The organism is Leptothrix discophora (assembly GCF_030705305.1).
Classification (GTDB): domain Bacteria; phylum Pseudomonadota; class Gammaproteobacteria; order Burkholderiales; family Burkholderiaceae_C; genus Sphaerotilus; species Sphaerotilus discophorus.
In genome coordinates, this window is the sequence record NZ_JAUZEE010000013.1 from 51,316 (window position 1) to 74,701 (window position 23,386).

At 71.9% G+C, this 23,386-nt stretch carries 21 protein-coding genes; 13 read left to right on the plus strand and 8 right to left on the minus strand.

The features are described 5' to 3' along the window. Positions 1-51: 51 nt before the first annotated feature. Entirely contained in the window at positions 52-2,808 is a 2,757-nt protein-coding gene (locus Q8X39_RS18510; protein ID WP_305751175.1) for a cation-translocating P-type ATPase, read from the plus strand. Here the strand turns inward: Q8X39_RS18510 and Q8X39_RS18515 are convergent. From Q8X39_RS18515 to Q8X39_RS18530, 4 genes are all read right to left on the minus strand, one after another. Next, complete coding sequence (locus Q8X39_RS18515; protein WP_305751176.1) at positions 2,802-3,515, minus strand: retropepsin-like aspartic protease family protein; 714 nt, start codon at positions 3,513-3,515, stop codon at positions 2,802-2,804. The genes Q8X39_RS18510 and Q8X39_RS18515 overlap by 7 nt on opposite strands. A 10-nt stretch (positions 3,516-3,525) precedes the next feature. After that, complete coding sequence (locus Q8X39_RS18520) at positions 3,526-4,014, minus strand: YajQ family cyclic di-GMP-binding protein (RefSeq protein WP_305751177.1); 489 nt, start codon at positions 4,012-4,014, stop codon at positions 3,526-3,528. A gap of 94 nt (positions 4,015-4,108) precedes the next feature. Further along, positions 4,109-4,462 carry a type II toxin-antitoxin system HicB family antitoxin gene (locus Q8X39_RS18525; protein WP_305751178.1) on the minus strand — a complete coding sequence of 118 codons (354 nt, stop codon included), beginning with the start codon at positions 4,460-4,462 and terminating at the stop codon, positions 4,109-4,111. After that, positions 4,459-4,701 carry a type II toxin-antitoxin system HicA family toxin gene (locus Q8X39_RS18530; protein WP_305751179.1) on the minus strand — a complete coding sequence of 81 codons (243 nt, stop codon included), beginning with the start codon at positions 4,699-4,701 and terminating at the stop codon, positions 4,459-4,461. The genes Q8X39_RS18525 and Q8X39_RS18530 overlap by 4 nt, the downstream gene beginning before the upstream one ends. Before the next feature lie 127 nt (positions 4,702-4,828). On the opposite strand from Q8X39_RS18530, the gene murB reads away from it, so the two are divergent. The 11 genes from murB (at position 4,829) to Q8X39_RS18585 (ending at position 16,669) form a co-directional block, all read left to right on the plus strand. Further along, positions 4,829-5,866 (plus strand): UDP-N-acetylmuramate dehydrogenase, encoded by a 1,038-nt coding sequence (gene murB / locus Q8X39_RS18535; RefSeq protein WP_305751180.1) that lies wholly within the window; start codon positions 4,829-4,831, stop codon positions 5,864-5,866. A 112-nt stretch (positions 5,867-5,978) separates the two neighbouring features. Next, on the plus strand, positions 5,979-7,595 hold the full coding sequence (gene atzF / locus Q8X39_RS18540; RefSeq protein WP_305751181.1) for an allophanate hydrolase: 1,617 nt from the start codon (positions 5,979-5,981) through the stop codon (positions 7,593-7,595). Next, a complete protein-coding gene (locus Q8X39_RS18545; RefSeq protein WP_305751182.1) occupies positions 7,592-9,061 on the plus strand; it encodes an AtzE family amidohydrolase in 1,470 nt (489 codons plus the stop codon). The genes atzF and Q8X39_RS18545 overlap by 4 nt, the downstream gene beginning before the upstream one ends. Before the next feature lie 32 nt (positions 9,062-9,093). Continuing rightward, a complete protein-coding gene (gene hpxZ, locus Q8X39_RS18550) occupies positions 9,094-9,471 on the plus strand; it encodes an oxalurate catabolism protein HpxZ (RefSeq protein WP_305751183.1) in 378 nt (125 codons plus the stop codon). 33 nt (positions 9,472-9,504) lie between these two features. Further along, positions 9,505-10,212 carry a GntR family transcriptional regulator gene (locus Q8X39_RS18555; RefSeq protein WP_305751184.1) on the plus strand — a complete coding sequence of 236 codons (708 nt, stop codon included), beginning with the start codon at positions 9,505-9,507 and terminating at the stop codon, positions 10,210-10,212. A 155-nt stretch (positions 10,213-10,367) separates the two neighbouring features. After that, positions 10,368-11,471, plus strand: coding sequence for a BMP family ABC transporter substrate-binding protein (locus Q8X39_RS18560; protein WP_305751185.1), 1,104 nt, complete (start codon positions 10,368-10,370; stop codon positions 11,469-11,471). A 28-nt stretch (positions 11,472-11,499) separates the two neighbouring features. Further along, the gene (locus Q8X39_RS18565; protein WP_305751186.1) at positions 11,500-12,648 is read left to right on the plus strand and encodes an ABC transporter permease; all 1,149 of its coding nucleotides are present in this window, start codon (positions 11,500-11,502) and stop codon (positions 12,646-12,648) included. A gap of 22 nt (positions 12,649-12,670) precedes the next feature. Beyond that, a complete protein-coding gene (locus Q8X39_RS18570; protein WP_305751187.1) occupies positions 12,671-13,591 on the plus strand; it encodes an ABC transporter permease in 921 nt (306 codons plus the stop codon). A gap of 44 nt (positions 13,592-13,635) precedes the next feature. Then, positions 13,636-14,358: a biuret amidohydrolase gene (gene biuH / locus Q8X39_RS18575; protein ID WP_305751188.1), complete on the plus strand. Its 723-nt coding sequence runs from the start codon at positions 13,636-13,638 to the stop codon at positions 14,356-14,358. After that, the gene (locus tag Q8X39_RS18580; protein ID WP_305751189.1) at positions 14,355-15,992 is read left to right on the plus strand and encodes an ABC transporter ATP-binding protein; all 1,638 of its coding nucleotides are present in this window, start codon (positions 14,355-14,357) and stop codon (positions 15,990-15,992) included. Before biuH ends, Q8X39_RS18580 begins: the two co-directional genes overlap by 4 nt. Next, on the plus strand, positions 15,989-16,669 hold the full coding sequence (locus tag Q8X39_RS18585; RefSeq protein WP_407068034.1) for a cysteine hydrolase family protein: 681 nt from the start codon (positions 15,989-15,991) through the stop codon (positions 16,667-16,669). The genes Q8X39_RS18580 and Q8X39_RS18585 overlap by 4 nt, the downstream gene beginning before the upstream one ends. On the opposite strand, the gene Q8X39_RS18590 is transcribed toward Q8X39_RS18585, so the two are convergent. The 4 genes from Q8X39_RS18590 to xth all read right to left on the minus strand — a co-directional run bounded on the left by Q8X39_RS18590 (position 16,666) and on the right by xth (position 21,020). Next, a complete protein-coding gene (locus Q8X39_RS18590) occupies positions 16,666-17,952 on the minus strand; it encodes a M16 family metallopeptidase (RefSeq protein WP_305751190.1) in 1,287 nt (428 codons plus the stop codon). The two genes, Q8X39_RS18585 and Q8X39_RS18590, sit on opposite strands and share 4 nt — an antisense overlap. Before the next feature lie 53 nt (positions 17,953-18,005). After that, a complete protein-coding gene (locus Q8X39_RS18595; RefSeq protein WP_305751191.1) occupies positions 18,006-19,238 on the minus strand; it encodes a septal ring lytic transglycosylase RlpA family protein in 1,233 nt (410 codons plus the stop codon). A 36-nt stretch (positions 19,239-19,274) separates the two neighbouring features. Then, the gene (locus tag Q8X39_RS20555) at positions 19,275-20,153 is read right to left on the minus strand and encodes a septal ring lytic transglycosylase RlpA family protein (protein ID WP_369538125.1); all 879 of its coding nucleotides are present in this window, start codon (positions 20,151-20,153) and stop codon (positions 19,275-19,277) included. A gap of 81 nt (positions 20,154-20,234) precedes the next feature. Beyond that, positions 20,235-21,020 (minus strand): exodeoxyribonuclease III, encoded by a 786-nt coding sequence (xth, locus tag Q8X39_RS18605; protein ID WP_305751192.1) that lies wholly within the window; start codon positions 21,018-21,020, stop codon positions 20,235-20,237. Positions 21,021-21,402: 382 nt separating this feature from the next. Here xth and Q8X39_RS18610 point away from each other — a divergent pair, with 382 nt between their 5' ends. Continuing rightward, positions 21,403-23,148, plus strand: coding sequence for a methyl-accepting chemotaxis protein (locus Q8X39_RS18610; RefSeq protein WP_305751193.1), 1,746 nt, complete (start codon positions 21,403-21,405; stop codon positions 23,146-23,148). The last annotated feature ends 238 nt before the right edge of the window (positions 23,149-23,386 follow it).

Sequence of the window (23,386 nt, forward strand, 5' to 3'; positions counted from 1 at the left end):
ATCGGCCCGACGATGGGTCCGCCCTATGCTCGACGGACGATGCCCATGCCCATGCCCACGCCCACCGCCACCGTCCCCGTGCCTGGTGCCCCGACCTGGCATGCCGTCGACCCCACCGACGCCCTGCGCCGGCTTGACGTCGATCCGGCCGTCGGCCTGAGCGCCGCCGAGGTCGCGCGACGTGCCCAGCGGCACGGTCCGAACGCCTTGCCCGAGACCGCGCCACCGTCGTCCTGGCGACGCCTGTTGCGCCAGTTCGTCAGCCCGCTGATCGCGATCCTGGGCGTGGCGGCGTTGCTGGCCATCGCGCTGGGGCATGCGGCGGATGCTGCGGTGATCGGGCTGGTGGTGGTCGTCAACGCGCTGATCGGTGCCTGGCAGGAAGGCCGCGCCGATCGGTCGATGGCGTCGTTGCGGCAGCTCGCGTCGCTGCGCGTGCGGGTCTGGCGCGACGGCGCCGAGGCGTCCATCCCGGCGCGCGAGCTGGTGCCGGGCGACATCCTGCTGCTGGCCGCCGGCGATGCCGTGGGCGCCGATGCCCGCATGATCGAGGCCGCCCTGCTGCAGGCCGCCGAGGCGGCGCTGACCGGCGAGTCGGTGCCGGTCGCCAAGCACACCGGGGCCGAGCCCGAGGCCTGCGGGCTGGCCGATCGCCACGGCATGGTCCATTCCGGCACCCACGTGACGGCCGGACGAGGCCGGGCGGTGGTGGTGGCCATCGGCGCCGAGACCGAGGTCGGCCAGATCGCCGACCTGACCACCCGCGCGATCGACCCGCGCACGCCGCTGGAGCTGCGGCTGGACCGCTTCGGGCGCGGCCTGGTGATCGCCGCACTGGTGCTGTTTGCCTTGGTGCTGGCGCTGGGCCTGCTGCGTGGCCTGCCGCTGGACGAGGTGCTGATGGTGGCCATCAGCCAGATGGTCTCGATGGTGCCCGAGGGCCTGCCCGTGGCCATCACCATCGCGCTGGCCGTGGGCATGCAGCGCATGGCGGCCCAGGGTGCGATCGTGCGCCGGCTGGCCGCGGTCGAGACGCTCGGCTCGACCACCGTCATCTGCACCGACAAGACCGGCACGCTGACCCGCAACGAGATGACCGTGACGCGGCTGTGGCTGGCCGACGGACGCGACTGGCAGGTCGGCGGCTCGGGCTACGTGCCCAGCGGCGAGCTGTCCGGCGCGGCCCTACCGGCGGCGGGCGATGCGGCGCTGGCCGATTTGCTGCGGGCGGCGCTGCTGTGCAACGACGCCGACCTGCTCGCGCCCGACGACGGCGAGCGCAGCGCCTGGACCGCGCTGGGCGACCCGACCGAGTCGGCGCTGGTCGTGCTGGCGCACAAGCTCGGCGCGCGGGCCGGCCTGCGCGCCGACACGCTACGGCAGGACTGGCCGCGCGTGGCCGAGCTGCCCTTCGATGCCGACACCCAGCTGATGGCCACCCGCCATGCCGGCCCCGGCGCGCCGGCCCGCGTCTACCTCAAGGGCGCACCCGAACGCTTGCTGCGCCTGTGTGCCGGCATCGAGCCGGCCGAGCGCCTGGCCGTTGCCCGGACCACCGCCGACGAGATGGCACGCGGGGCGCTGCGCGTGCTGGCGCTGGGCGTCGTCGACCTGGATGCGGCGCAGGCCGCGCAGCCCCTGTCCTTCGACCTGCTGGCCGGCCATGTGCGCCTGCTCGGCCTGGCCGGCCAGATCGACCCGCCGCGTGACGAGGTCCGCGCCGCCGTGGCCGAGTGCCGTGCCGCCGGCATCCGGCCGGTGATGGTGACCGGCGACCACAAGCTGACCGGCCTGGCGATCGCACGCCAGCTGGGCATGGCCGGGCCGGAGGACCGCGCCATCGACGGCGTCGAGCTGGAGCGACTGGGCGAGGCCGAGCTGCGCGCCGCGCTGCCGCATGTGGCGGTGTTCGCGCGGGTCCAGCCGGCCCAGAAGCTGCGCATCGTCGAGGCCTTCCAGGCCCGTGGTGACGTGGTGGCGATGACCGGTGACGGTGTCAACGACGCGCCGGCGCTGGCCCGTGCTGACGTGGGCGTGGCGATGGGCCGCAGCGGCACCGAGGTCGCCAAGGGTGCCGCCCGCATCGTGCTGGTCGACGACAACTTCGCCACGCTGGTCGGCGCGGTCGAACAGGGCCGGCTGACCTGGGGCAACCTGCGCAAGGTCCTGCTCTACCTGTTCGCGACCTCGCTGGACGAGGTCATCGTGCTGATGGCCGCGCTGCTGGCCGGCCTGCCCCTGCCGCTGCAGGCGGTGCAGATCCTGTGGGTCAACATCGTGACCGAGGCCACGCTGACGGTGAACCTGGTGATGGATCCGCCCGATGGCGACGAGATGCGCCGCCCGCCGACCCGCAGCGATGCCGCGCTGATCGACCGGGAGATGCTCGGCCGGCTGCTGCTGATGGCGCTGACCTCCTCGGTCGTCACGCTCGCCTGGTTCGGCTGGCGCCTCGCCCAGGACGTGCCGCTGGACACCGTCCGCACGGAGGTCTTCACGCTGACCGTGCTGGCGCAGTGGTTCAACGTGCTGAACTGCCGCAGCGCCACGCAGTCGGTGCTGCGGGTCTCGCTGCTGTCCAACCGCTGGCTGATGGGCGGCCTGCTGATCAGCGTCGTGCTGCAGGCCAGCGTGCTGTTCTGGCCGCCGCTGGCCGGCCTGTTCCACGCGGTGCCCCTGCCGGCCTCGACGCTGCTGGCCATCCTGGGTGCGGCCAGTTCGGTGCTGGTGGTGGAGGAGCTGCGCAAGCTCGTGGCTCGACGCCGGGCGGCGTCGATGCCGCTGCCCAAGGCTTCGCCAGGTCAGTAGCGACGTTCGAGCACCATCTGCTCGCCGTCGCGCTGCATGCGGAAGCGGCTCAGGAAGCTGTTGCCCAGCAGCACGACCGGCATGTCCTGCGGACCGACCACCGTGTCGACCTGGTGCAGCTCGACCTCGCCGATGCGGACCCGGTCGACGCTGAGGCGCCAGGCCGGCGCGATGCCGTTGGCGGTCTGCATCGACACCCGCTTGCCGGCGCGCCAGTTCAGGCCCAGCCGGTCGGCTTCCTGCTGCGACATCGAGACCGCGCTGGCACCGGTGTCGACCAGGAAACGCACCGGCTTGCCGCCGATGCTGCCGTTGACCTGGAAATGGCCGTCGCTGCCAGCACCCAGCACGATGCGCTGGCCGCTGTCGCGGGCAGTTGCACCACTGGCCGTCGGACCGGCCGCCGCCGGCGCGGCGCCGATGCTGGCGGGCTGCGCACCCATGCGCAGCGACAGCCGCTGGTCGCGGATCATCACGGTGGCGTTCTCGCCGTCGAGCATCAGCAGCTTGACGCCCTGGGCCTCCTGGCCGAGGCCCAGCGTGCGCGGTGCGCCGTCGATCACCAGCAGGGCGCGATCGCCCATGCGGCCGGCATAGCTGACGTTCTGGGCGCTGGCCGGCCAGGACGACAGCAGGGCGACCAGGGCCGCGCCGATCAGGGCCGGACGTCGTGCGGGGGTGGACAGGAAACCGGCCGGGCGCGCCATCACCGCGCGCTCAGTCGCGGAAGTTGTTGAACGACAGCGGCACGTCGTCGACTTCCTTGCGGATCAGCGCCATGGCGGCCTGCAGGTCGTCGCGCTTGGCGCCGGTGACCCGCACCGTGTCGCCCTGGATGCTGGCCTGGACCTTCATCTTGCTGTCCTTGATGGCCTTCTGGATGCGCTTGGCGACGTCGCCCTCGATGCCGGCCTTGACCAGCACCTTCTGCTTGAGCTTGTCGTGGCTCATCTTCTCGGGCTTGGCGGTGGTGTCGAGGAAGCGGATGTCGACGCTGCGCTTGCTCATCTTGGCCAGCAGGATGTCGGTGACCTGCTGGAGCTGGAAATCGCTGTCGGCGAAGAGCGTCAGCTCCTTGTCCTTCTGCTCGACGCGGGCGTCGCTGCCCTTGAAGTCGAAGCGGGTGCCGATTTCCTTGTTGCTCTGGTCGATGGCGTTCTTCACCTCGACGAGGTTCGGTTCGAGGACGGTGTCGAAGCTGGGCATGGTGGCGAGGGTCTGGGGTTGGACGTGAATGGGAAGGCCCGGGAGTTTCGCACCGCACCTCGGTGGCGCATGGGCGTCGCGTGAATCTGAAGGCTCAGCGGCGAGCGCGGCTGCCGACACCTTCGGACAGCATCGACACCACCAGGGTGTTCATGCTGACGCCTTCCTGCTCGGCGCGAGCGGCCAGGCGGGTGTGCAGGCTCCTGGGGACCCGGGCAACGAACTTGCCCGACTCGCCACCGGTGCTGGGTGCCGGGATCGGGTCACCCGCTTCGGCCGCCACGTCCAGCCAGGCTTGTGCGGCGGCGTAGCCATCTGCGATGGCCTGCTCGGGGGTCTCGCCGTCGCCCATGCAGCCAGGCAGATCCGGGAAGGTGGCCAGCCAGCCGCCGCCGTCTTCATCGGCGAGCGGTCTCACTTCAATCGGGTACTTCTTCGGGTCGGTCATTCCTCATCTCCTTGCCCATCATGGATCAGCCGCAACAGCGCCTTGATGTACACGGGCTTGACGGGCCGGTGTGCGGGCACGCTGATCTTCCGGCCCGCCGGATTGCGAAGGATGTGATGGCTGCCGCCAGGACAGCGCACCGACAGGCCGGCATGGCGCGCCACGGTCAGTACCTGCTCGATGCTCCAGTCGCGGGGGTTGTTCGCCATCGCGTCCAGCAGCTTCTGTGCGGTGCTCATGCCTGCAATGATACTGAATGCGATATCAGTTTTCGGGGCTCAACCGGGGAATCCATGTCGGCCGTCCTTCGAACCGGTCCCCGTCGACCGCGAGTGGACGAAGGACGCGGTGACCGACAATTCCGCCATGCACATCGAACAGGACGTCAGCCTCCTCGCCCACAACACCTTCGGCCTGCCGGCCATCGCGCACACGCTGGTGCGCATCACGGGCGACGCGGACGTGCGCCGCGTCGTCGACCATCCGACGCTGGGCCGCGCGCCCAAGTTCGTGCTGGGCGGCGGCAGCAACGTCGTGCTGACGCGCGACATCGAGGCCGTCGTGCTGAAGATCGAGGTGCCCGGCATGCGCGTCGTCGAACGGCGCGAGGACGCGGTGATCGTCGAGGCCGGAGCCGGCGTCGGCTGGCATGAACTGGTCGCCTGGACGCTGGACCAGGGCGAGCCGGGGCTCGAGAACATGGCGCTGATCCCCGGCACGGTCGGGGCCGCGCCGGTGCAGAACATCGGTGCCTACGGACTGGAACTGGCCGACCGCTTCGAGTCGCTCGACGCGGTCGACCTGGTGACCGGGCGCAGCGTCCTGCTCGACCGCGCCGCCTGCCGATTCGGCTACCGGGACTCGGTCTTCAAGCATGCGCTGGCCGGCAAGAGCGTCATCACACGGGTGCGGCTGCGCCTGCCGCGGCCGTGGCGGCCGATGGTGGACTACCTGGACCTGCAGCGCCGCATGGCCGAGACGGGCTACGCGGCCGACCCGGAACAGGGCCCCGTGCCCGATGCACGCACCATCTTCGACTGGGTCGTCGCGATCCGCCGTGCCAAGCTGCCGGACCCGGCGGTGATCGGCAACGCCGGCAGCTTCTTCAAGAACCCGGTGGTCACGCCCGAGCAGTGCCGCGACATCATCAGCCGCGACCCGCACCTCGTCCACTACCCGATGCCGGACGGCAACTTCAAGCTCGCCGCCGGCTGGCTGATCGACGCCTGCGGCTGGAAGGGCAAGACGGTCGGCGCGGCCGGCGTCTACGAGAAGCAGGCGCTGGTGCTGGTCAACCGCGGCGGCGCGCGCGGCGCGGAGGTCGTCACGCTGGCGCGGGCGATCCAGGAAAGCGTCTACGGCCGTTTCGGCATCCGGCTGGAGCCCGAACCCGTCGTGGTCTGAACGCGCCCGTCTGGCACGGGATCTGCTGATACCAGTCGGTATACCAGTTGGCGCACCGGAAACGGGCGTCGCCAATGGAACGCCGTTGCTGCACACAGCAGGGAGCCCGGCCATGCGCGACACCGACCCGACGACGCCCACCTTGCCGCCCAGGACGCTGGCGGGCTGGCGTGCGATCCAGGACCGACCCGACCACCTGCATGCGGCGCTGGCCGCGACGCTGGACCGTGTGCATGCCAGCGCCGCCGCCGGCATCTGGATCAGCCTGTGCCCGCGCGCGGCCTGGGTCGCACAGCTCGACACCCTGGCCGAACGCCTGGCCGCCGTCGCCGACCCGGCCGAGCGCCACCGCCGTTGGCCGTTGCTGGGCGTGCCCTTCGGCATCAAGGACAACATCGATGTGGCCGGCGTCCCGACCACGGCCGCCTGCCCGGCCTTCCGGCGCCTGCCGACCGAACACGCCAGCGCGGTGCAGAAGCTGCTCGATGCCGGCGCGATCTGGGTCGGCAAGACCAACCTCGACCAGTTCGCGACCGGCCTGGTCGGCACCCGCTCGCCCTATGGCCGACCGGCCAGCGTGGTCGACCCGACGCGCATCAGCGGCGGCTCCAGCTCCGGCTCGGCCGCCGCCGTGGCACGGGGACAGGTGCCGTTCGCGCTGGCCACCGACACGGCCGGATCGGGCCGCGTGCCGGCCGGCTTCAACGGCCTGGTCGGCCTCAAGCCCACGCCCGGCCGGGTCGGCAACGGTGGCGTGCTGCCGGCCTGCCGCACGCTGGACTGCGTCGCGGTGCTGGCCCACACGGTCGGTGACGCGGCCGAGGTGCTCGCCTGCATCGAGGGCCCCGACCCGCGCGATGCCTACAGCGCCTTCCGGCCCGGCCCGGCGCAGCTGCCCGTCACGCTGCGCGTCGGCGTCCCGCACCTGCCCGACCTGGACGACGCCCTCGGCTACACCGGCGCCTGGGCCGCCGCGCAGGCACACCTGGCCGCCCTGGGCCATCGCCGCGTCGAGGTCGACATGGCGCCGCTGGCGGCGGTGGCCGCGCTGCTCTACGACGGCCCCTGGGTGGCCGAGCGCCATGCCGTCGTGCGCGAGCTGCTGGCGACGCAGCCGGGCGCCTTCGACCCGACCGTGCGGCGTGTCATCGAACGGGCGCTGCCGCTGAGGGCCACCGATGCCTTCGACGGCCTCTACCGCCTGCAGGAACGCCAGGCCGCCGCCGCCGACCTGTGGCAGCAGGTCGACCTGCTGATGCTGCCCACCGCGCCGACCCACCCGACCTTTGCCGAGGTCGATGCCGATCCGGTCGGCGTCAACAGCCGCCTGGGCGCCTACACCAACTTCGTCAACCTGCTGGGCTGGTGCGCGCTGGCGCTGCCGGCCGGCTCGACCGGTGCGGGGCTGCCCTTCGGCGTCACCTTCGTCGCGCCCGGCCGGCACGATGCCGCGCTGGCCCGGTTCGGACTGGCCTGGTGCGGCGAGGCCGAGCCATCGGCCGGTGCCTGGCCAGCGGCCCTGTCGCCGCCCCATCCCGCCGACGCGATCGCCGCGCGCATCGGCCTGCCGCTGGCCGAGGCCCACCGGCCGGGCGTGCGACGCTACTTCGACCTGGCCGCCGGCATGGCCGATCGCGTGATGGGTCTGCCGCTGGGCCTGGACGACGAACCGGCCGGGTCCTTCGTGCCGATCGGGCCCGATGAGCAGGTCGCTGGAGAACACCGATGAACACGAGCCTGCCGGCGATCGATCCCGAGGCCTTGCTCGACGGTCCGGCCCACGCGATGGCCGACGCGGTGCGTCAGGGTCGTGTGCGCGCACGCACGCTGACCGACGCGGCGCTGGCACGCATCGCCGCGCGCGATCCGCTGGAACGCGGTGGCGTGAATGCCTGCACCGCCGTGCTGGCCGAACGCGCCCGGTCCGAGGCCGATGCGCTCGACGCGAAGCTCGCGGCCGGCGATGCCGCCACCGCCGCGCTGCCGCTGCTGGGCGTGCCCTATGCCGTCAAGAACCTCTTCGACGTCGCCGGCCTGCCGACGCTGGCGGGCTCGAAGATCGAGCGCGATGCCGCGCCCGCCGTGCAGGACGGCCTGTTGCTGCGCCGCCTGCAAGGCGCGGGCGCGGTGCTGCTGGCCGCGCTCAACATGGACGAGTACGCCTACGGCTTCACGACCGAGAACAGCCACGTCGGTGCCTGTCGCAACCCGCATGACCTGCGCCGCGTGGCCGGCGGCTCGTCGGGCGGCTCGGGTGCGGCGATCGCGGCCGGCGAGGTGCCGCTGACGCTGGGCTCGGACACGAACGGCTCCATCCGCGTGCCCGCGTCGCTGTGTGGCGTGTTCGGCCTCAAGCCGACCTTCGGCCGCCTGCCGCGCACCGGCAGCTACCCCTTCGTCGCCAGCCTGGACCACCTCGGCCCCTTCGGCCGCAGCGTGCGTGACCTGGCGCTGTCCTACGACGCGATGCAGGGCCATGACGGCCATGACCCGGGCTGCGTCGACCGTCCGGTGCAGCCGGTCACGCCGCTGCTGGAGACGCCCGAGCACGGCCTGCGCGTCGGCCTGCTCGGTGGCTGGTTCCACGACATGGCCGATGACGACGCGCGTGGCGCGGTGGCCCGCGTCGCGGCGGCGCTGCGCACGGCGCCGGGCGTGGCCTCGGTGCGCGAGGTGAGCTGGCCGGAGGTCGACCGCGCCCGCGCCGCCGCCTTCCTGATCACCAACGCCGAAGGCGCCAACCTGCACCTCGACGACCTGCGGCGCCGGCCCGGGGACTTCGAGCCGCTGTCGCGTGACCGCTTCCTGGCCGGCGCGCTGCTGCCCGCGACCTGGGTCGTGCAGGCGCAGCGGGTGCGGCGCTGGTTCGCGCGGCAGGTGGCCGCGTCGTTCGCCGACGTCGATCTCTTCATCGCGCCGGCCACGCCCTGTGTCGCGCCGCTCATGGGCACCGAATGGATCGACATCCAGGGCCAGCGCCTGCCGGCCCGGCCCAGCATCGGCGTGCTGACGCAACCGGTGTCGTGCATCGGCCTGCCGGTCTGCGCGGTGCCGGTCTGGAACGTGCATGCGAGCCTGCCCATCGGCGTGCAACTCATTGCCGCGCCCTGGCGCGAGGACCGCGTCCTGCGCGCGGCCCGGTGGCTGGAACAGGCCGGCGTGGTGCGCGCGCCGGTGGCGGCCTGGCCGACATGAACCCGTCGGCAGGCCAGGACAGGAGAGGCGAGATGGACATCAACATCCCCGAGGTGCATGCCGAACTCGTGGCCGTGTTCACGCGCTACGAGGACGCGCTGGTCCACAACCGCATCGACGTGCTCGACGAGCTGTTCTGGCCCAGCCCGCACACCGTGCGCTATGGCGTGGCCGAGAACCTCGTCGGCATCGAGGCCATCCGGGCCTTCCGGGCCGCCCGGCCGGCGGTCGGCCTGGCCCGCACGCTGGCGAACACGGTCATCACGACCTATGGCCGCGACTGCGGCACCGCGATGACCGAGTTCCACCGCAAGGGCAGCATCCGCACCGGCCGCCAGAGCCAGACCTGGGTGCGCCTGCCCGAAGGCTGGCGGGTGGTCGCCGCGCATGTCAGCCTGATGGCCGACTGAGCCTCGACCGGGGTGCGAGCTAGCATCGATCGCATGTCCAGCGCACCCGCCCAAGTCCCCGCCGCGACCCCTGCCGGCAACCTCGCCACCCAGGTCTACACCGAGCTGAAGTCGCAGATGCACGAGTTCCAGCTCGTGCCGGGCGACCGCTTCTCCGAGGCCGAGATCGCGGCCCGCCTGGGCGTCAGCCGCACGCCGGTGCGCGAGGCGCTGTTCCGGCTGCGCAACGAGGGCCTGCTCGATGTCGAGGCCAAGAGCGGCTGGTTCGTCCGGCCGATCGACTTCGACCGTCTGGAGCAGCTCTACGACCTGCGCGTGCTGCTGGAGAGTGCCTGCGTCGCCCGGCTGTGCGCCCGCAGCGAGCCGGCGCCGGAGCTGGATGCGCTGAAGGCGGTCTGGCTGGTGCCGGCGGCCGAGCGTGTCCTCGACGGGCGCGAAGTCGGTGCGCTCGACGAGGCCTTCCACGCCACGCTGGTGCGTGCGGCCGGCAACGACGAGATCGCGCGGGTCCACTGGGACGTCACCGAGCGCATCCGCATCATCCGGCGGCTGGACTTCACCCGGGCCGATCGCATCGAGGCGACCTGGGGCGAACACGCCAAGATCCTGCGCGCCGTCGTCCAGCGCAAGGCCGACCAGGCGCAGCTGCTGCTGCGCAGCCACATCGAGCAGAGCAAGGCCGAGGTGCGCAGCATCTCGCTGGCCGCGCTGCACGAGGCTCGCCAGCGCAGCCGGCGCTGAGGCGCTCGCGGCACCGGCACGGGTCTTGCTGAATACCAACTGGTATACCGACACGTGCACCGAGGCAGCGCCAGGACGCTGCGGCCGGCTCCCGGCCCGGATCGTGCGTGCGGTTTCGACCGAGCCCACGTCCTTCCCCTGACCCTGGAGCCGCCATGCACCACGACCTCTCGCGCCGTCGCGCCCTTGCCCAGCTGTCCGCCGCCTCGCTCGCCACGATGGCACCCTGGGCCCTGGCCCAGAAGCCGCTGACGGTGGGCTACATCTACGTCGGACCGAAGGACGACTTCGGCTACAACCAGGCCCATGCCGAGGCGGCCGCGGAGATCCGCAAGCTCGCCGGCATCAAGGTGGTCGAGGAAGAGAACGTGCCCGAGACCAACGTGGTCCAGAAGACCATGCAGGGCATGATTTCCCAGGACGGTGCGGCGCTGCTGTTCCCGACCTCCTTCGGCTACTTCGACCCGCACATGCTGGCCATGGCCGCGAAGAACCCGAACGTCCGCTTCGCCCATTGCGGCGGCATGTGGACCGCCGGCAAGCACCCGGCCAGCACCGGCAGCTTCTTCGGCTACATCGACGAGGCCCAGTACCTCAACGGCGTCATCGCCGGTCACATGAGCAAGAGCAAGAAGCTCGGCTTCGTGGCCGCCAAGCCCATCCCGCAGGTGCTGCGCAACATCAACGCCTTCACGATGGGCGCGCGCTCGGTCGACCCGAAGATCACGACCTCGGTGATCTTCACCGGCGACTGGTCCATGGCCGTCAAGGAAGCCGAGGCCACCAACAGCCTGGCCGACCAGGGCATCGACGTCTTCACCATGCACGTCGACGGCCCCAAGGTCATCGTCGAGACCGCCGCCAAGCGCGGCCGCATGGTCTGCGGCTACCACGCCAGCCAGGCCAAGCTCGCGCCCAACGCCTACCTGACCGGCGCGGAATGGAACTGGATCACCGCCTACAAGCAGATCATCGAGGCGGCCCGCAGCGGTGCGCCGCACCCGAACTTCGTGCGCGGCGGCCTCAAGGACGGCTTCGTCAAGACCTCGCCCTACGGCGCGATGGTCAGCGAGGCCGCGCGCAAGAACGCCGATGCCGTCAAGGCGAAGATGGTCGCGGGCAGCTTCGACATCTTCGGCGGCGAGCTCAAGGACAACACCGGCAAGGTCGTCATCCCCAAGGGCAAGGTCTACAAGCAGACCGACCTTGAACTCGAAGGCATGAACTACCTGGTCGAAGGCGTGATCGGCAAGGTCTGATTCCCCGGTCCTGACCAGGAGGGCTGCGATGGCTGCCGTCGAATCTTCCGGTCGCTGGCGCGATCCGGCCGAAGCCGTGCTGCTGCCGGTGCTGGCGCTGCTGGGCGCCTTGCTGGCCTTTGGCGTGTTCGTCTGGCTGTCCGGCCAGAGTGCGCTGGAGGCCTGGAAGCTGCTGTTCCTCGGCGCCTTCGGCGACAGCTTCTCGTGGCAGAACACCCTGCAGCGCGCGGCTCCGCTGATGCTCACCGCGCTGGCCGTGGCCCTGCCCGCGCAGGCCGGCCTGACGGTGATCGGCGGCGAAGGCGCGCTGGTGCTCGGCGCGCTGGCCGCAGCCGCCTTGCCCTATGCGTTGCCCGGCCTGGCCGGCACCGGTGGAACCGCGCTGATGCTGCTGGCGGGCGCGCTGGCCGGCGCGGCCTGGGTCGCGCTGGCGGGCTGGTTGCGGCAGGGTCGGGGCGTCAACGAGACCATCTCCAGCCTGCTGCTGTCCTACCTGGCGATCGCGCTGTTCAAGCATGTCGTGGAAGGCCCGCTGCGGGACCCGGCCAGCCTGAACAAGCCGTCGACGCAGCCGGTCGCGGAGTCGCTGCGCATCGCCGGCATGCCCTGGGACGGCTCGGTCACGGACGTTCACTGGGGCCTGGCCTGGGGCGTTGGCCTGTGCGTGGCGGCCGGCATCTGGCTGAGCTTCACCGCCTCCGGCTTCGCGATGCGGGTGGTCGGCGGCAACCTGCGCGCCGCCCGTGGCGTCGGCCTGCCGGCGCTGGCGCTGATCCTGGTTGCCTGCGGCCTGGGTGGCGCGGCAGCCGGCCTGGCCGGCGCGATCGAGGTCCTGGCGGTGCACACCTCGGCCAACGCCTCGCTGATCGCCGGGCTGGGCTACACCGGCATCCTGGTGGCCTTCGTGGCGCGACACAACCCGTGGGCCATCCCGCCGGTGGCCATCCTGTTCGGCGGCTTCGGCGCGGCCGGCAGCCTGCTGCAACGGCGGCTGGGCCTGCCGGACGCGTCGGTGCTGGTGCTGCAGGGCTTCGCCTTCGTGCTGATCCTGGCGGCCGAGGCCGGCAGGGGCCGGCTGCTGGCCGCACGCGCGGCCCGCACCCGGTCGACCGAGCCACCGCCCGCAGGCTCATCGAGCGAGCCTGCGCCCGTGGCGATGCCCGCCATCCCGACCTGAACGCCCGACGACCGGAGCCCCCATGGACGCACAAGCCTGGTTCGATGTCACCCTCGCGGTGCTGGGCGGCGCGATCCGCGTCGGCACGCCCTTCCTGTTCGTCAGCCTGGGCGAATGCCTGACCGAGAAGTCCGGCCGCATCAACCTGGGCCTCGAAGGCGTGCTGGTGCTGTCGGCCATGGCCGGCTTCGGCGGCAGCTACCTGAGCGGATCGGCCTGGGTCGGCGTGCTGCTGGCCGGTTTCGTCGGTGCGCTGCTGGCGCTGCTGCACGGGCTGCTGTGCTCGCTCGACCGGGTCAGCGACGTCGCCACCGGCATCGCGCTGATGCTGTTCGGCGCGGGCCTCGCCTTCTACCTCGGCAAGCCGCTGATCCAGCCGCAGGCGCCGCAGATCCCGGCCTTCGCGCTGGGCGGCTGGAGCGACTCGTCGGCCGTGCAGTCGGCCTTGACCATCAACGCCCTGTTCCCGCTCGGCGTGCTGCTGGCGGTGCTGCTGCACGTCGGCCTGGCGCGCACCCGCTGGGGCCTGCTGGTGCGCATGGTGGGCGATTCCAGTGACGCGGCGCGGGCGCTCGGCGCGTCCGTCGCGGGTGTGCGGATCGCGGCGACCACGGCCGGCGGCTTCATCGCCGGGCTGGGCGGGGCCTCGCTGTCGCTCTACTACCCCGGCAGCTGGAACGAGGGGCTGTCCAGCGGGCAGGGCCTGATCGCGGTGGCGCTGGTGATCTTCGCGCGCTGGCGGCCGCTGGCCTGCCTGGGTGCGGCGCTGCTGTTCGGTGGCGCCGGCGCGCTCGGGCCGGCGCTGCAATCGGTCGGCGTGTCGGGCTACTACCACCTGTTCAATGCCGTGCCCTATGCGCTGACGCTGCTGATCCTGCTGTTCACCTGCTCGCCGCACCGGGCCATCCGCGGCGCGCCGGCCGAACTCGGCGCGACGCGCTGAGCCCCGCCCCGTCACCCTCCGCTTCGATCCGGGAGTCTCATCCGATGAGCCAGTCCACCATCGCCTCGCAGCCCTATCCCTGGCCCTTCGATGGCTCGCTGGACCCGGCCGGCACCGCGCTGCTGGTCATCGACATGCAGACCGACTTCTGCGGCGTCGGCGGCTATGTCGACGCGATGGGCTATGACCTGTCGATGACCCGCGCCCCGATCGCGCCGCTGCAGCGCCTGCTGGCCGAGGCCCGCCGCACCGGCCTGCACGTCATCCACACCCGCGAGGGCCACCGGCCCGACCTGGCCGACCTGCCGGCCAACAAGCGCTGGCGCTCGCAGCGCATCGGCGCGGGCATCGGCGAGGCCGGGCCCTGCGGCCGCATCCTGGTGCGGGGCGAGCCGGGCTGGGAGATCATTCCCGAACTCGCGCCGTGGCCCGGCGAGGTCGTCATCGACAAGCCCGGCAAGGGCAGCTTCTGCGCGACTGACCTGGAGCTGATCCTGCGCTTGCGCGGCATCCGCAACCTGGTGCTGACCGGCATCACGACCGACGTGTGCGTGCACACCACGATGCGCGAGGCCAACGACCGCGGCTTCGAGTGCGTGATGCTGACCGACTGCACCGGCGCGACCGATGCCGGCAACCACGCGGCGGCGATCCGGATGATCCACATGCAGGGCGGCGTGTTCGGCGCCACCGCCAGCTCGGGCGCGCTGCTGGAGGTGATGGCTCACTGGCCGAGCCAGGGCGCATCCGTCGGGAGCGCCGCATGACCGCGCCGCTCGACCCGCCCGATCCGGCCCGCGCGCCCAGCGGTGCGCTGCAGCTCGACACCTACCGGCTGACGCGCCGCTTTGGCGCCTTCACCGCGCTGGACGATGTCACGCTGACCGTGCGGCCCGGCACCGTGCATGCGCTGCTGGGCGAGAACGGCGCGGGCAAGAGCACGCTGGTCAAGTGCGTCGTGGGCTACCAGCCGCCCAGCGCCGGCAGCGTGCTGATCGACGGCCGTGAGCAGGCCATCGGCTCGCCGACGGTGGCCCGCGCGCTCGGCATCGGCATGGTCTACCAGCACTTCACCGTCGTGCCGGGCATGACGGTGGCCGAGAACCTGTTGCTGGCACGGGGCAAGCTGCCGGCCTGGATCGACTGGAAGGCGGTGCGCCGCGAGCTGTCGGCCTTCCTGGAGACGACGCCGTTCCGGCTCGACCTGGACGCCACGCCGGCCGACCTGTCGGCGGGCGAGAAGCAGAAGCTGGAGATCCTCAAGCAGCTCTACCTCAAGCCCCGGCTGCTGATCCTCGACGAGCCGACCTCCGTGCTGACGCCGCAGGAGGCCGACGAGGTGCTGGGCGCGCTGCGCGAGCGGGCCCATGCGGGCGATTGCAGCATCGTCATGATCACGCACAAGTTCCGCGAGGTCAGCGCCTATGCCGACGATGTCAGCGTGCTGCGGCGCGGCCGGCTGATCCACACCGGTGCGGTGGCCGACACGACGCCACAGAAGCTGGCCGAGGCGATGGTGGGTGGCGGGGGTGCCGCCCCTGCGGCGACGGCGGAGGTCGTGGCTGAACTGGCCGCAGAGCAGGCTCATGACCTGAGCCACCCCAAGGAATCGGCGGCACCCGCCGCGCCGTCCGGCCCGGCCCGCCTCCAGATCCGCGGCCTGCACGTGATGGGCGACCGCGGCGAGCCGGCGGTGCAGGGCTTCGACCTGGATGCCCGCGCCGGCGAGATCGTCGGCGTGGCCGGCGTGTCCGGCAACGGCCAGCGCGAGCTGATGGAGGCGCTGGTCGGCCAGCGCCCGCGCACGGCCGGCACGGTCACGGTCTCGGGCGAGGCCTATGCCGCGCGGCGCGCGCAGAACCGTCGCCTGAAGGTCCGCAGCCTGCCCGAGGAGCCGTTGCGCAACGCCTGCGTCGGCCACCTCAGCGTGGCGCGGAACATGTCGCTGCGCAGCTTCGACGACCCGGCCTACAGCCGCGCCGGCTGGGTCCGCTGGGGACGGCTGAAGGCGCGGGCGCGGGCCTGGATCACGGCCTACGGCGTCAAGACCCGCGGCGAGGACGCGCCGATCCGCACGCTCTCCGGCGGCAACGTGCAGCGCGCCGTGCTGGCGCGCGAGCTGGGCGAGCCGGCCGACCTGCTGCTGGTGGCCAACCCGGTGTTCGGGCTGGATTTCGCCGCCGTGGCCGAGATCCATGCCCGGCTGCGTGCCGCGCGCGACGGCGGCACGGCGGTGCTGCTGGTCAGCGAGGACCTCGACGAGCTGCTCGCGCTGTCCGACCGCATCGTCGTGATGAGCGAGGGCCGCATCGTCTACGGCTGCGCGGCCTCCGGGGCGGACCGGCACACGCTGGGCGCGCACATGGGTGGCCACGGCGCCGCACACGAGGAGACGACATGAGCGGCACCACCTTCCATCTCGCGGCCCGTCCCTTCCCGATGACGCTGGCCGGCGGCGGCGGCACCGCGCTGGTCGTCATCGACATGCAGCGCGACTTCGTCGAACCGGGTGGCTTCGGTGCCTCGCTGGGCAACGACGTGAGCCTGCTGCATGCGGCCATCGGGCCGATCGCCGACCTGCTCGCGGCCTGGCGGGCACGCGGCTGGCCGGTCGTGCACACCCGCGAATGCCACCGCCCGGACCTGTCCGACTGCCCGCCGGCCAAGCTCGGCCGTGGCGACCCGAGCCTGCGCATCGGCGAGCCCGGTCCGATGGGCCGCTTGCTGGTGGCCGGCGAGCCCGGCGCGGACATCATCCCGGCGCTCGCCCCGCATGCCGGCGAATGGGTCATCGACAAGCCCGGCAAGGGCATGTTCTGGGCCACCGGCCTGCACGAGCGTCTGCAGGCCGCCGGCATCACCCACCTCGTGTTCACCGGCGTGACGACCGAGGTCTGCGTGCAGACCTCGATGCGCGAGGCCAACGACCGCGGCTACGACTGCGTCATCGTCGAGGACGCGACCGAGAGCTACTTCCCGGCCTACAAGCGTGCCGCGATCGAGATGATCACCGCCCAGGGCGCGATCGTCGGCTGGTGCACCGGCAGCCAGACGCTGATCAACGCGCTGCCGGGCTAGCCGAACAGCGTCTCGCAGCGCTCACGCAGGCCGGCCGGCACCTTGCCGGTGACGGCCAGCGCGACCGGCCGCGTCAGCAGCGTCTCGAAGCAGGCGCGCACGGCCCCGGCACCGACCGCCTCGATGGCGGTGCGCTGCTCGGCGGCACTGCGCACGCGGCCGAGCACGAACAGGTCGATGGCGGCGTCCTCCAGCCGGCGCAGCGGGCGTTCCAGCGCATGCAGCTGGCGCACGATGAGCTGGTTGCGGGCCCGTTCCAGGTCGACCGGGTCGATGCGCGTGGCCTGCTGGCGCAGCAGCGCCATCGTCTCGACCAGGAACTCGTCGAGCTGGTCCGAGCCGGTGGCCGCCTCGATCACGAACTGGCTGCCCAGCTCCAGCGGGTCGGCGTTGGCGCTGACGTGGTATGCCAGCCCGCGCCGTTCGCGCAGCTGGTCCAGCAGCGGCGAGCTCATGCCTTCGCCGAACACGGCGGCGGCGACCTGCGCCGTGGCGTCCTGCGTGGCCAGCGGTGCGGCCGGCCAGCCCAGCACCAGCTGGCTCTGGCTGCTGCCGCTGTGGCGCTTGATGCGGATGCCGCCGCGCCAGGCGGGCGGCTCGACGGTGTTGGGCATGCCCGCCGGCAGGTGGCCGAAGGCGCTGGCGACGGCCTCGCGGACCTCGTCCGGCGGCATCGGCCCGGCCACCGCGACGATCAGGTTGCAGCCGGTGTAGCGGGCCCGGACATGGGCGATCAGCGCGTCGCGGTCGAAGCGCTCGATGTTGCGGCGCGTGCCGATCACCGGCCGCGCGAACGGGTGCAGGCCATAGCAGGCGCTGTCGAACAGGCGGTAGGCGACCGCGTAGGCGTCGTCCTCCAGATCGGTCAGCTCATGCAGGATGACCTGGCGCTCGCGTTCCAGCTCGGCGGCCGGGAAGGTCGGGTTCAGCACCAGGTCGGCCAGCATGTCGATGAAGGCGCGCGTGTCGGCCGCCAGCCCGCGCATCTGGTAGGCGGTGTGGTCACGGTCGGTGTGGGCGTTGACCTCGGCACCCAGCCGTTCGGCGTCCAGGTTGATCTGCTGGCAGCTGCGCGCGGTCGTGCCCTTGAAGGCCATGTGCTCGATCACGTGGCTGATGCCGTTGAGCGTGGCCCGCTCATGCTGGCTGCCGCTGCGCACGAAGACGCTGACGCTGGCGCCCGCCGCACCGGGCTGGTGGATGGTCACCACGCGCACGCCGTTGGGCAGCGGGTGGACGGTGGTGTCGTCGATCTGGAGCGGGGCGTCGGAGGGCAGGGGCATCGGGCGGGATCGGAAAGGAAAGGAGCGGTCAGACGTTCGGGGGCCGGCGCGCGTCAGCGTCGCTCGACCAGCATCGGCACCAGCTGCAGCTGGCCGCGCAGGCGCTCGGCGGCGGCCTGGGCCTCGGCCCTGCTCGGGAAGGGGCCGGCCTGCAGCTTGTTGAGCGACTGCTCGCGGAACAGCGTCAGCAGCGGCGCCAGCCAGTCGGCCTCGCCGCTCAACTTGCGCTGGAACTGGACCGCGCCCTCGGCGGCCTTGAAGGCACCCAGCTGCAGCCACCAGCCACGCGCGGCCTGGGTGCCGGCACGTTCCTGCGGCATCACCTCGGGCGCGGGCGCGTTGGCCACCGCCGGGCTGGGCTGGGTGTCCCAGGCGGCCGCAGCGACGGCGACGGGAAGGGCCGCGGGGATGGGTGCGGAGATCGGTGCGGAGATGGGTGCGGGGATGGGCGCAAGCGTGCGGCTGTCGCTGGCGCGCGGCGCCTGCACCAGGCCCAGCGTGGCCGGTGCGGGCGGGGCGACCCGTTGCGGGTCGGCGGCGACCGGGCTCGCGCTGGCGTTCGCGTTGGTGTTCGCGCTGATGTTCGCGCCGGGTGAGCCGCCCTCGGCGACCGTGGCCGGCGCCTGGCGCTGCCAGCTGCCGGTGCGGATCGCCTCGTGCGTCAGCCGCTCGACCTCGACCGGTGCGACGCCGCCCAGCAGCCCCAGCTTGAGCGCGGCGGTGTAGGACAGGTCGATCACCCGTCCGCCCTTGAACGGCCCGCGGTCGTTGATGCGCACGACCACCTCGCGGCCATTGGCCGGGTTGCGCACCCGGGCGTAGCTCGGGATGGCGAAGGTGGGGTGCGCCGCCGTCATCGCGTACATGTTGTAGACCTCGCCGCTGGCGGTGCGCCGGCCGTGGAACTTGCGGCCGTACCAGGACGCGAGGCCGCGCTCGATGGCGGGCTCGTCGGCCGTCATCGGCGTGTAGGTCACGCCGTCGATCTCGTAGGGCTTGTTCGGTCCGCCCTGGCGTAGCGGCTCGATCCGGGGTTCGGCGTCCGGTACCAGGTGCAGGTTGGGCGGCGGGTTGGCCTCGGCGCCGTCGCGGCTGCCGTCCCAGGGGGCGATCGGCGGGACGCTGGCCGGAGGCCGGCTGCTGCCCGACGGCGCGCGGGACGGCGGCGTGGTGCTGCAGGCGGCCAGCCACAGCGCGCAGGCCAGGCCGGCCACCAGCGCGGCGGCGCGCCGGCCCGGTCGGGCGTCGGCAGGGGCGGCGGTCGCTCGGAGGGCGGGATCGTGCATGGGGCGATGTTCGCCCAAAACGCGGCCCGCGCCGGCTCAGCGCCCGGAGACGGCCACCCAGTCCGGTGGGGTGCGGCCCAGCTCGGTCCAGGTCGCGGCGGGCACGGCTGTCGCCGTCCATCCGTCCAGGCTGGCCAGCAGCGTGTGCAGGCCCAGGCGGTCGATGGTCCCGGTGCCGCTGGACGGCGGCTCGTCCAGGCGCCAGCTGCCGGTGCGGATCGCCTGTTGCGTGATGGCCTCGACGATCACCCTGGCGGTGCCCTTGCCCTTGGCGAAGCCGAGCTTGAGCGCGGCCGTGTACGACAGGTCGATGATGCGGCCGTAGTGGAAGGGCCCGCGGTCGTTGATGCGCACGATCACCGACTTGCCGGTGGACGGGTTGCGGACCCGGGCATAGCTCGGGATCGGCAGCGTCGGGTGCGCCGCCGTCATCGCGTACATGTCGTAGACCTCGCCATTGGCGGTGCGCTGACCGTGGAACTTCCGGCCGTACCAGGACGCCAGGCCGACCTGCCGGACCGGCACGTCCGCCCGCACCGGCACATGGCTCTCGCCACGGGTGACATAGGGCTTGTTGGGCGCGCCGTTGCGGATGAACTCGATGCGCGGGACCGCGTCCGGGATGCGGTTCAGGAAGGGCGGCGGGTTCGGGTCCGGTCCGTCCGCGCCGTCAAAGGGCGACCGCCGTGCGGTGGGCGGGGCCGGTGAGGTCGGGGATGTCGGCGAGCTCGGTCCCACCGGGATCGGCCGGACCGCTGCCCCATCGGTCGCCAGTCGACGTTCGGGCGGCGAGGCGTCGGGGCCTGTGGCCAGGCGCGGTGGCGGCAGGCTGCCGCAGGCCGTCAGCAGCACCAGCAAGGCCGGTGCGGCAAGACCGGTTGCCCGGCGCGTCCAGAGGTTCCAGCGGGTCCACATGGCGTGGAGATCGGCCGGCCCGGCCGAAGCTGGAGCGCACCGGCCACCGTCGCCGGCCCGGGCGTGACGGAAGTCGCTCGATCAGCGCCGCGTGGCGTCCGACAGCTTGACCCAGACCGGCGCATGGTCGCTCGGCCGCTCGTTCTTGCGCGGCGCCTTGTCGATCTGGCAGGCCGTCACCGCACCGCGCAGCGCCTCGCTGACCAGCACATGGTCGATGCGCAGGCCCTGGTTCTTGCGGAAGGCGAGGTTGCGGTAGTCCCACCAGCTCCAGGACTTGGGCGGCTGCTCGAACAGCCGGAAGGCATCGACCAGGCCCAGCCCGAGCAGGCCCTGGAAGTGGGCCCGTTCCTCGACCGTGCAGTGGATCTGGCCGGTCCAGCCGACCGGGTCGTAGACGTCGGCATCGGTGGGCGCGATGTTGAAGTCGCCCATCAGCACCAGCTGCGGATGCCGGCCCAGCTCATCGGCCAGCCAGCCGCGCAGCGCGTCTAGCCAGCCCATCTTGTAGGCGAACTTCTCGCTGCCGGGTGCCTGGCCATTGGGGAAGTAGCCGCCGATCACCCGCACGCCAGCGACGGTGGCGGCGATCACGCGGGCCTGCTCGTCGGCAAGGCCGGGGATGTTGCGCACGACCTCGGCCGGCTCCGCGTCGCCACGCGCGAGCAGCGCCACGCCGTTGTAGGTCTTCTGCCCGAACCAGACGACCCGGTAGCCCGCCGCCTCGATCTCGGCCGCCGGGAACTTGTCGTCGGTGAGCTTGGTTTCCTGCAGCACCAGCACGTCCGGCGCGGCGCTGGCCAGCCAGTCCAGCAACTGCGGCAGGCGCACGGCGAGGGAGTTGACGTTCCAGGTGGCGAGTTTCAATTCGGTCCTCAGCAACGGTTGATCAAGCGAGCAGATTCTTCGACGTCCTCACGGTCCCGAGGGCAGGACCCCGCTGCCGGCGTCTGCGCGCCGCAGGGTTGTGGGCGCGCATCAGCGTGTGGATCAGCGTGTGGATCAGCGCGTGCAACGGCGTGTCCGTGATCCTACAAGCCCGCTCCGCGCGACCCGCTCCCCGCCGAGACCGCCCCTGGGCGGGCGTCGGCAGAGAAGGGCATGACATCTGCGCCACTTCCGGGGATGGCGGACCGGGCGAGTCGCTCAAGATCCATCGGCTTGCTGCCGATGTGCCGATGCTCGAACCCTTCATCGAGCGGCCGGCGTGCGGCCCCTTCTGTCCAGTTCATTCAGCGGAGCATCCGACGTGCCACTTCACCACTCGAACCTGACCGTCGCCCGGCGCCTGACCCTGGCCTTCGGTGCCATCGTCTTCATCCTTCTGGCCGTGGCCAGCGCGACCGGGTTCACGTCTTCGCGCCTCGCCGAGGCCGATCGCTGGAACACGCACACCTACAGGGTGCTGGGCACGGCGTCGGGGATGCTGGAGAACATGATCAACATGGAGACCGGCGCACGCGGCTTCATCGTGTCGGGCAAGGACAACTTCCTGGAGCCCTGGAACCTCGGGCGCACGGCGTTCGACAAGTCCTGGGACGAGGCCAAGAGGCTGACCGCCGACAACCCGACGCAGCAGAAGCGGCTGGACGACATGAAGGCGCGTCGCACCGAGTTCGAGGCGATCGTCGTGGACCTGTTCGAGATGCGCCGTGACGTCGAGGCCGGCAAGGTGCCGATGGCTGCGATGGTCGAGGTGTTCTCGAAGGGCAAGGACAAGTCCGCGATGGACGGCTTCCGCAGCCTGCATCAGCAGTTCGACAAGATGGAGCGCGACCTGCTGGTCGAGCGCAGCGCCGAGGCCGAGTCGATGCGGGCCGCCAACCGCGCCACCCTGATGGTCGGCGCCCTGCTGGGGATGCTGGCCGCCATCGGCCTGGGTGCCTGGATCACGCGCGGCCTGATGCGCGAGCTGGGCGGCGAGCCGTCGCAGGCGGCCGATGCCGCCCGCATGATTGCCGAGGGCGACCTCGCCACCCCCGTGCCGGTGCGGGCGGGTGACACGACGAGCCTGATGGCCGCCATGCACGCGATGCAGGTCGCCCTGACGCAGACCGTGGCCAGCGTGCGCAACAACGCCGACAGCGTCGCCACCGCCAGCGAGCAGATCGCCCAGGGCAACAGCGACCTGTCGTCGCGCACCGAACAGCAGGCCGCGTCACTGGAAGAGACGGCGGCCACGATGACCGAGCTGGGCACGACCGTCACCAACAACGCCGACAACGCCCGACAGGCCAACCAGTTGGCCCGGTCGGCCAGCGATGTGGCCCAGCAGGGTGGCACCGTCGTCGGCGAGGTGGTCGAGACGATGAAGGGCATCAACGACAGCAGCCGCAAGATCGCCGAGATCATCAGCGTCATCGACGGCATCGCCTTCCAGACCAACATCCTGGCGCTCAACGCGGCGGTGGAAGCGGCCCGCGCCGGCGAGCAGGGCCGCGGCTTCGCGGTCGTGGCCAGCGAGGTGCGCAGCCTCGCGCAGCGCTCTGCCGATGCGGCCAAGGAAATCAAGAGCCTCATCACCGCCAGCGTCGAACGGGTGGAACAGGGCTCTGCCCTGGTCGACAAGGCCGGTGCCACGATGGACGAGGTGGTGGCCAGCATCCGGCGCGTGACCGACATCGTCGGCGAGATCACCAGCGCTTCGGCCGAGCAGGCCAATGGCGTGTCGCAGGTCGGCGAAGCGGTCACGCAGATGGACCAGATGACGCAGCAGAACTCGGCCCTCGTCGAGGAAAGCGCCGCCGCCGCCCAGAGCCTCAGGAGCCAGGCCCAGGCGCTGGTGCAGGCCGTCGCGGTGTTCAGGCTCTCGGGCGATGCGCATGACGCGATGGGCATGAACGCCACGACGTCGCCAGCGCCGAACCGCGCCAGCCACGTCACCCGGCAAGCCTTCAAGGCCCCGACGGTCAAGGCGGCGGGTCATGCGCCCCAGGCTCAGCCGGCAGCGGCCCTGACGTCCAGCGCGGGCACGGACGACTGGACCAGCTTCTGAGCGTCGCCGCGAACCGTCCATCGCGGTCAGCAACCAGCGGTTGAACTCGCGCATCGGATCTCGCACGGCCTCGATGTCGGCCGGTGATCCTGCGCGCACCGGGTGACCCTGATCGGCTGGACACGGAGCCGGTGCAAGACACCGACGTGTGCCGTCGATGCCCCTGTGCGCCCTTGCAGACGGCGAGCGGTCCGATCGGTGGAAGACCGTGATCGACCGCTGTCGACCCGGATCGGTC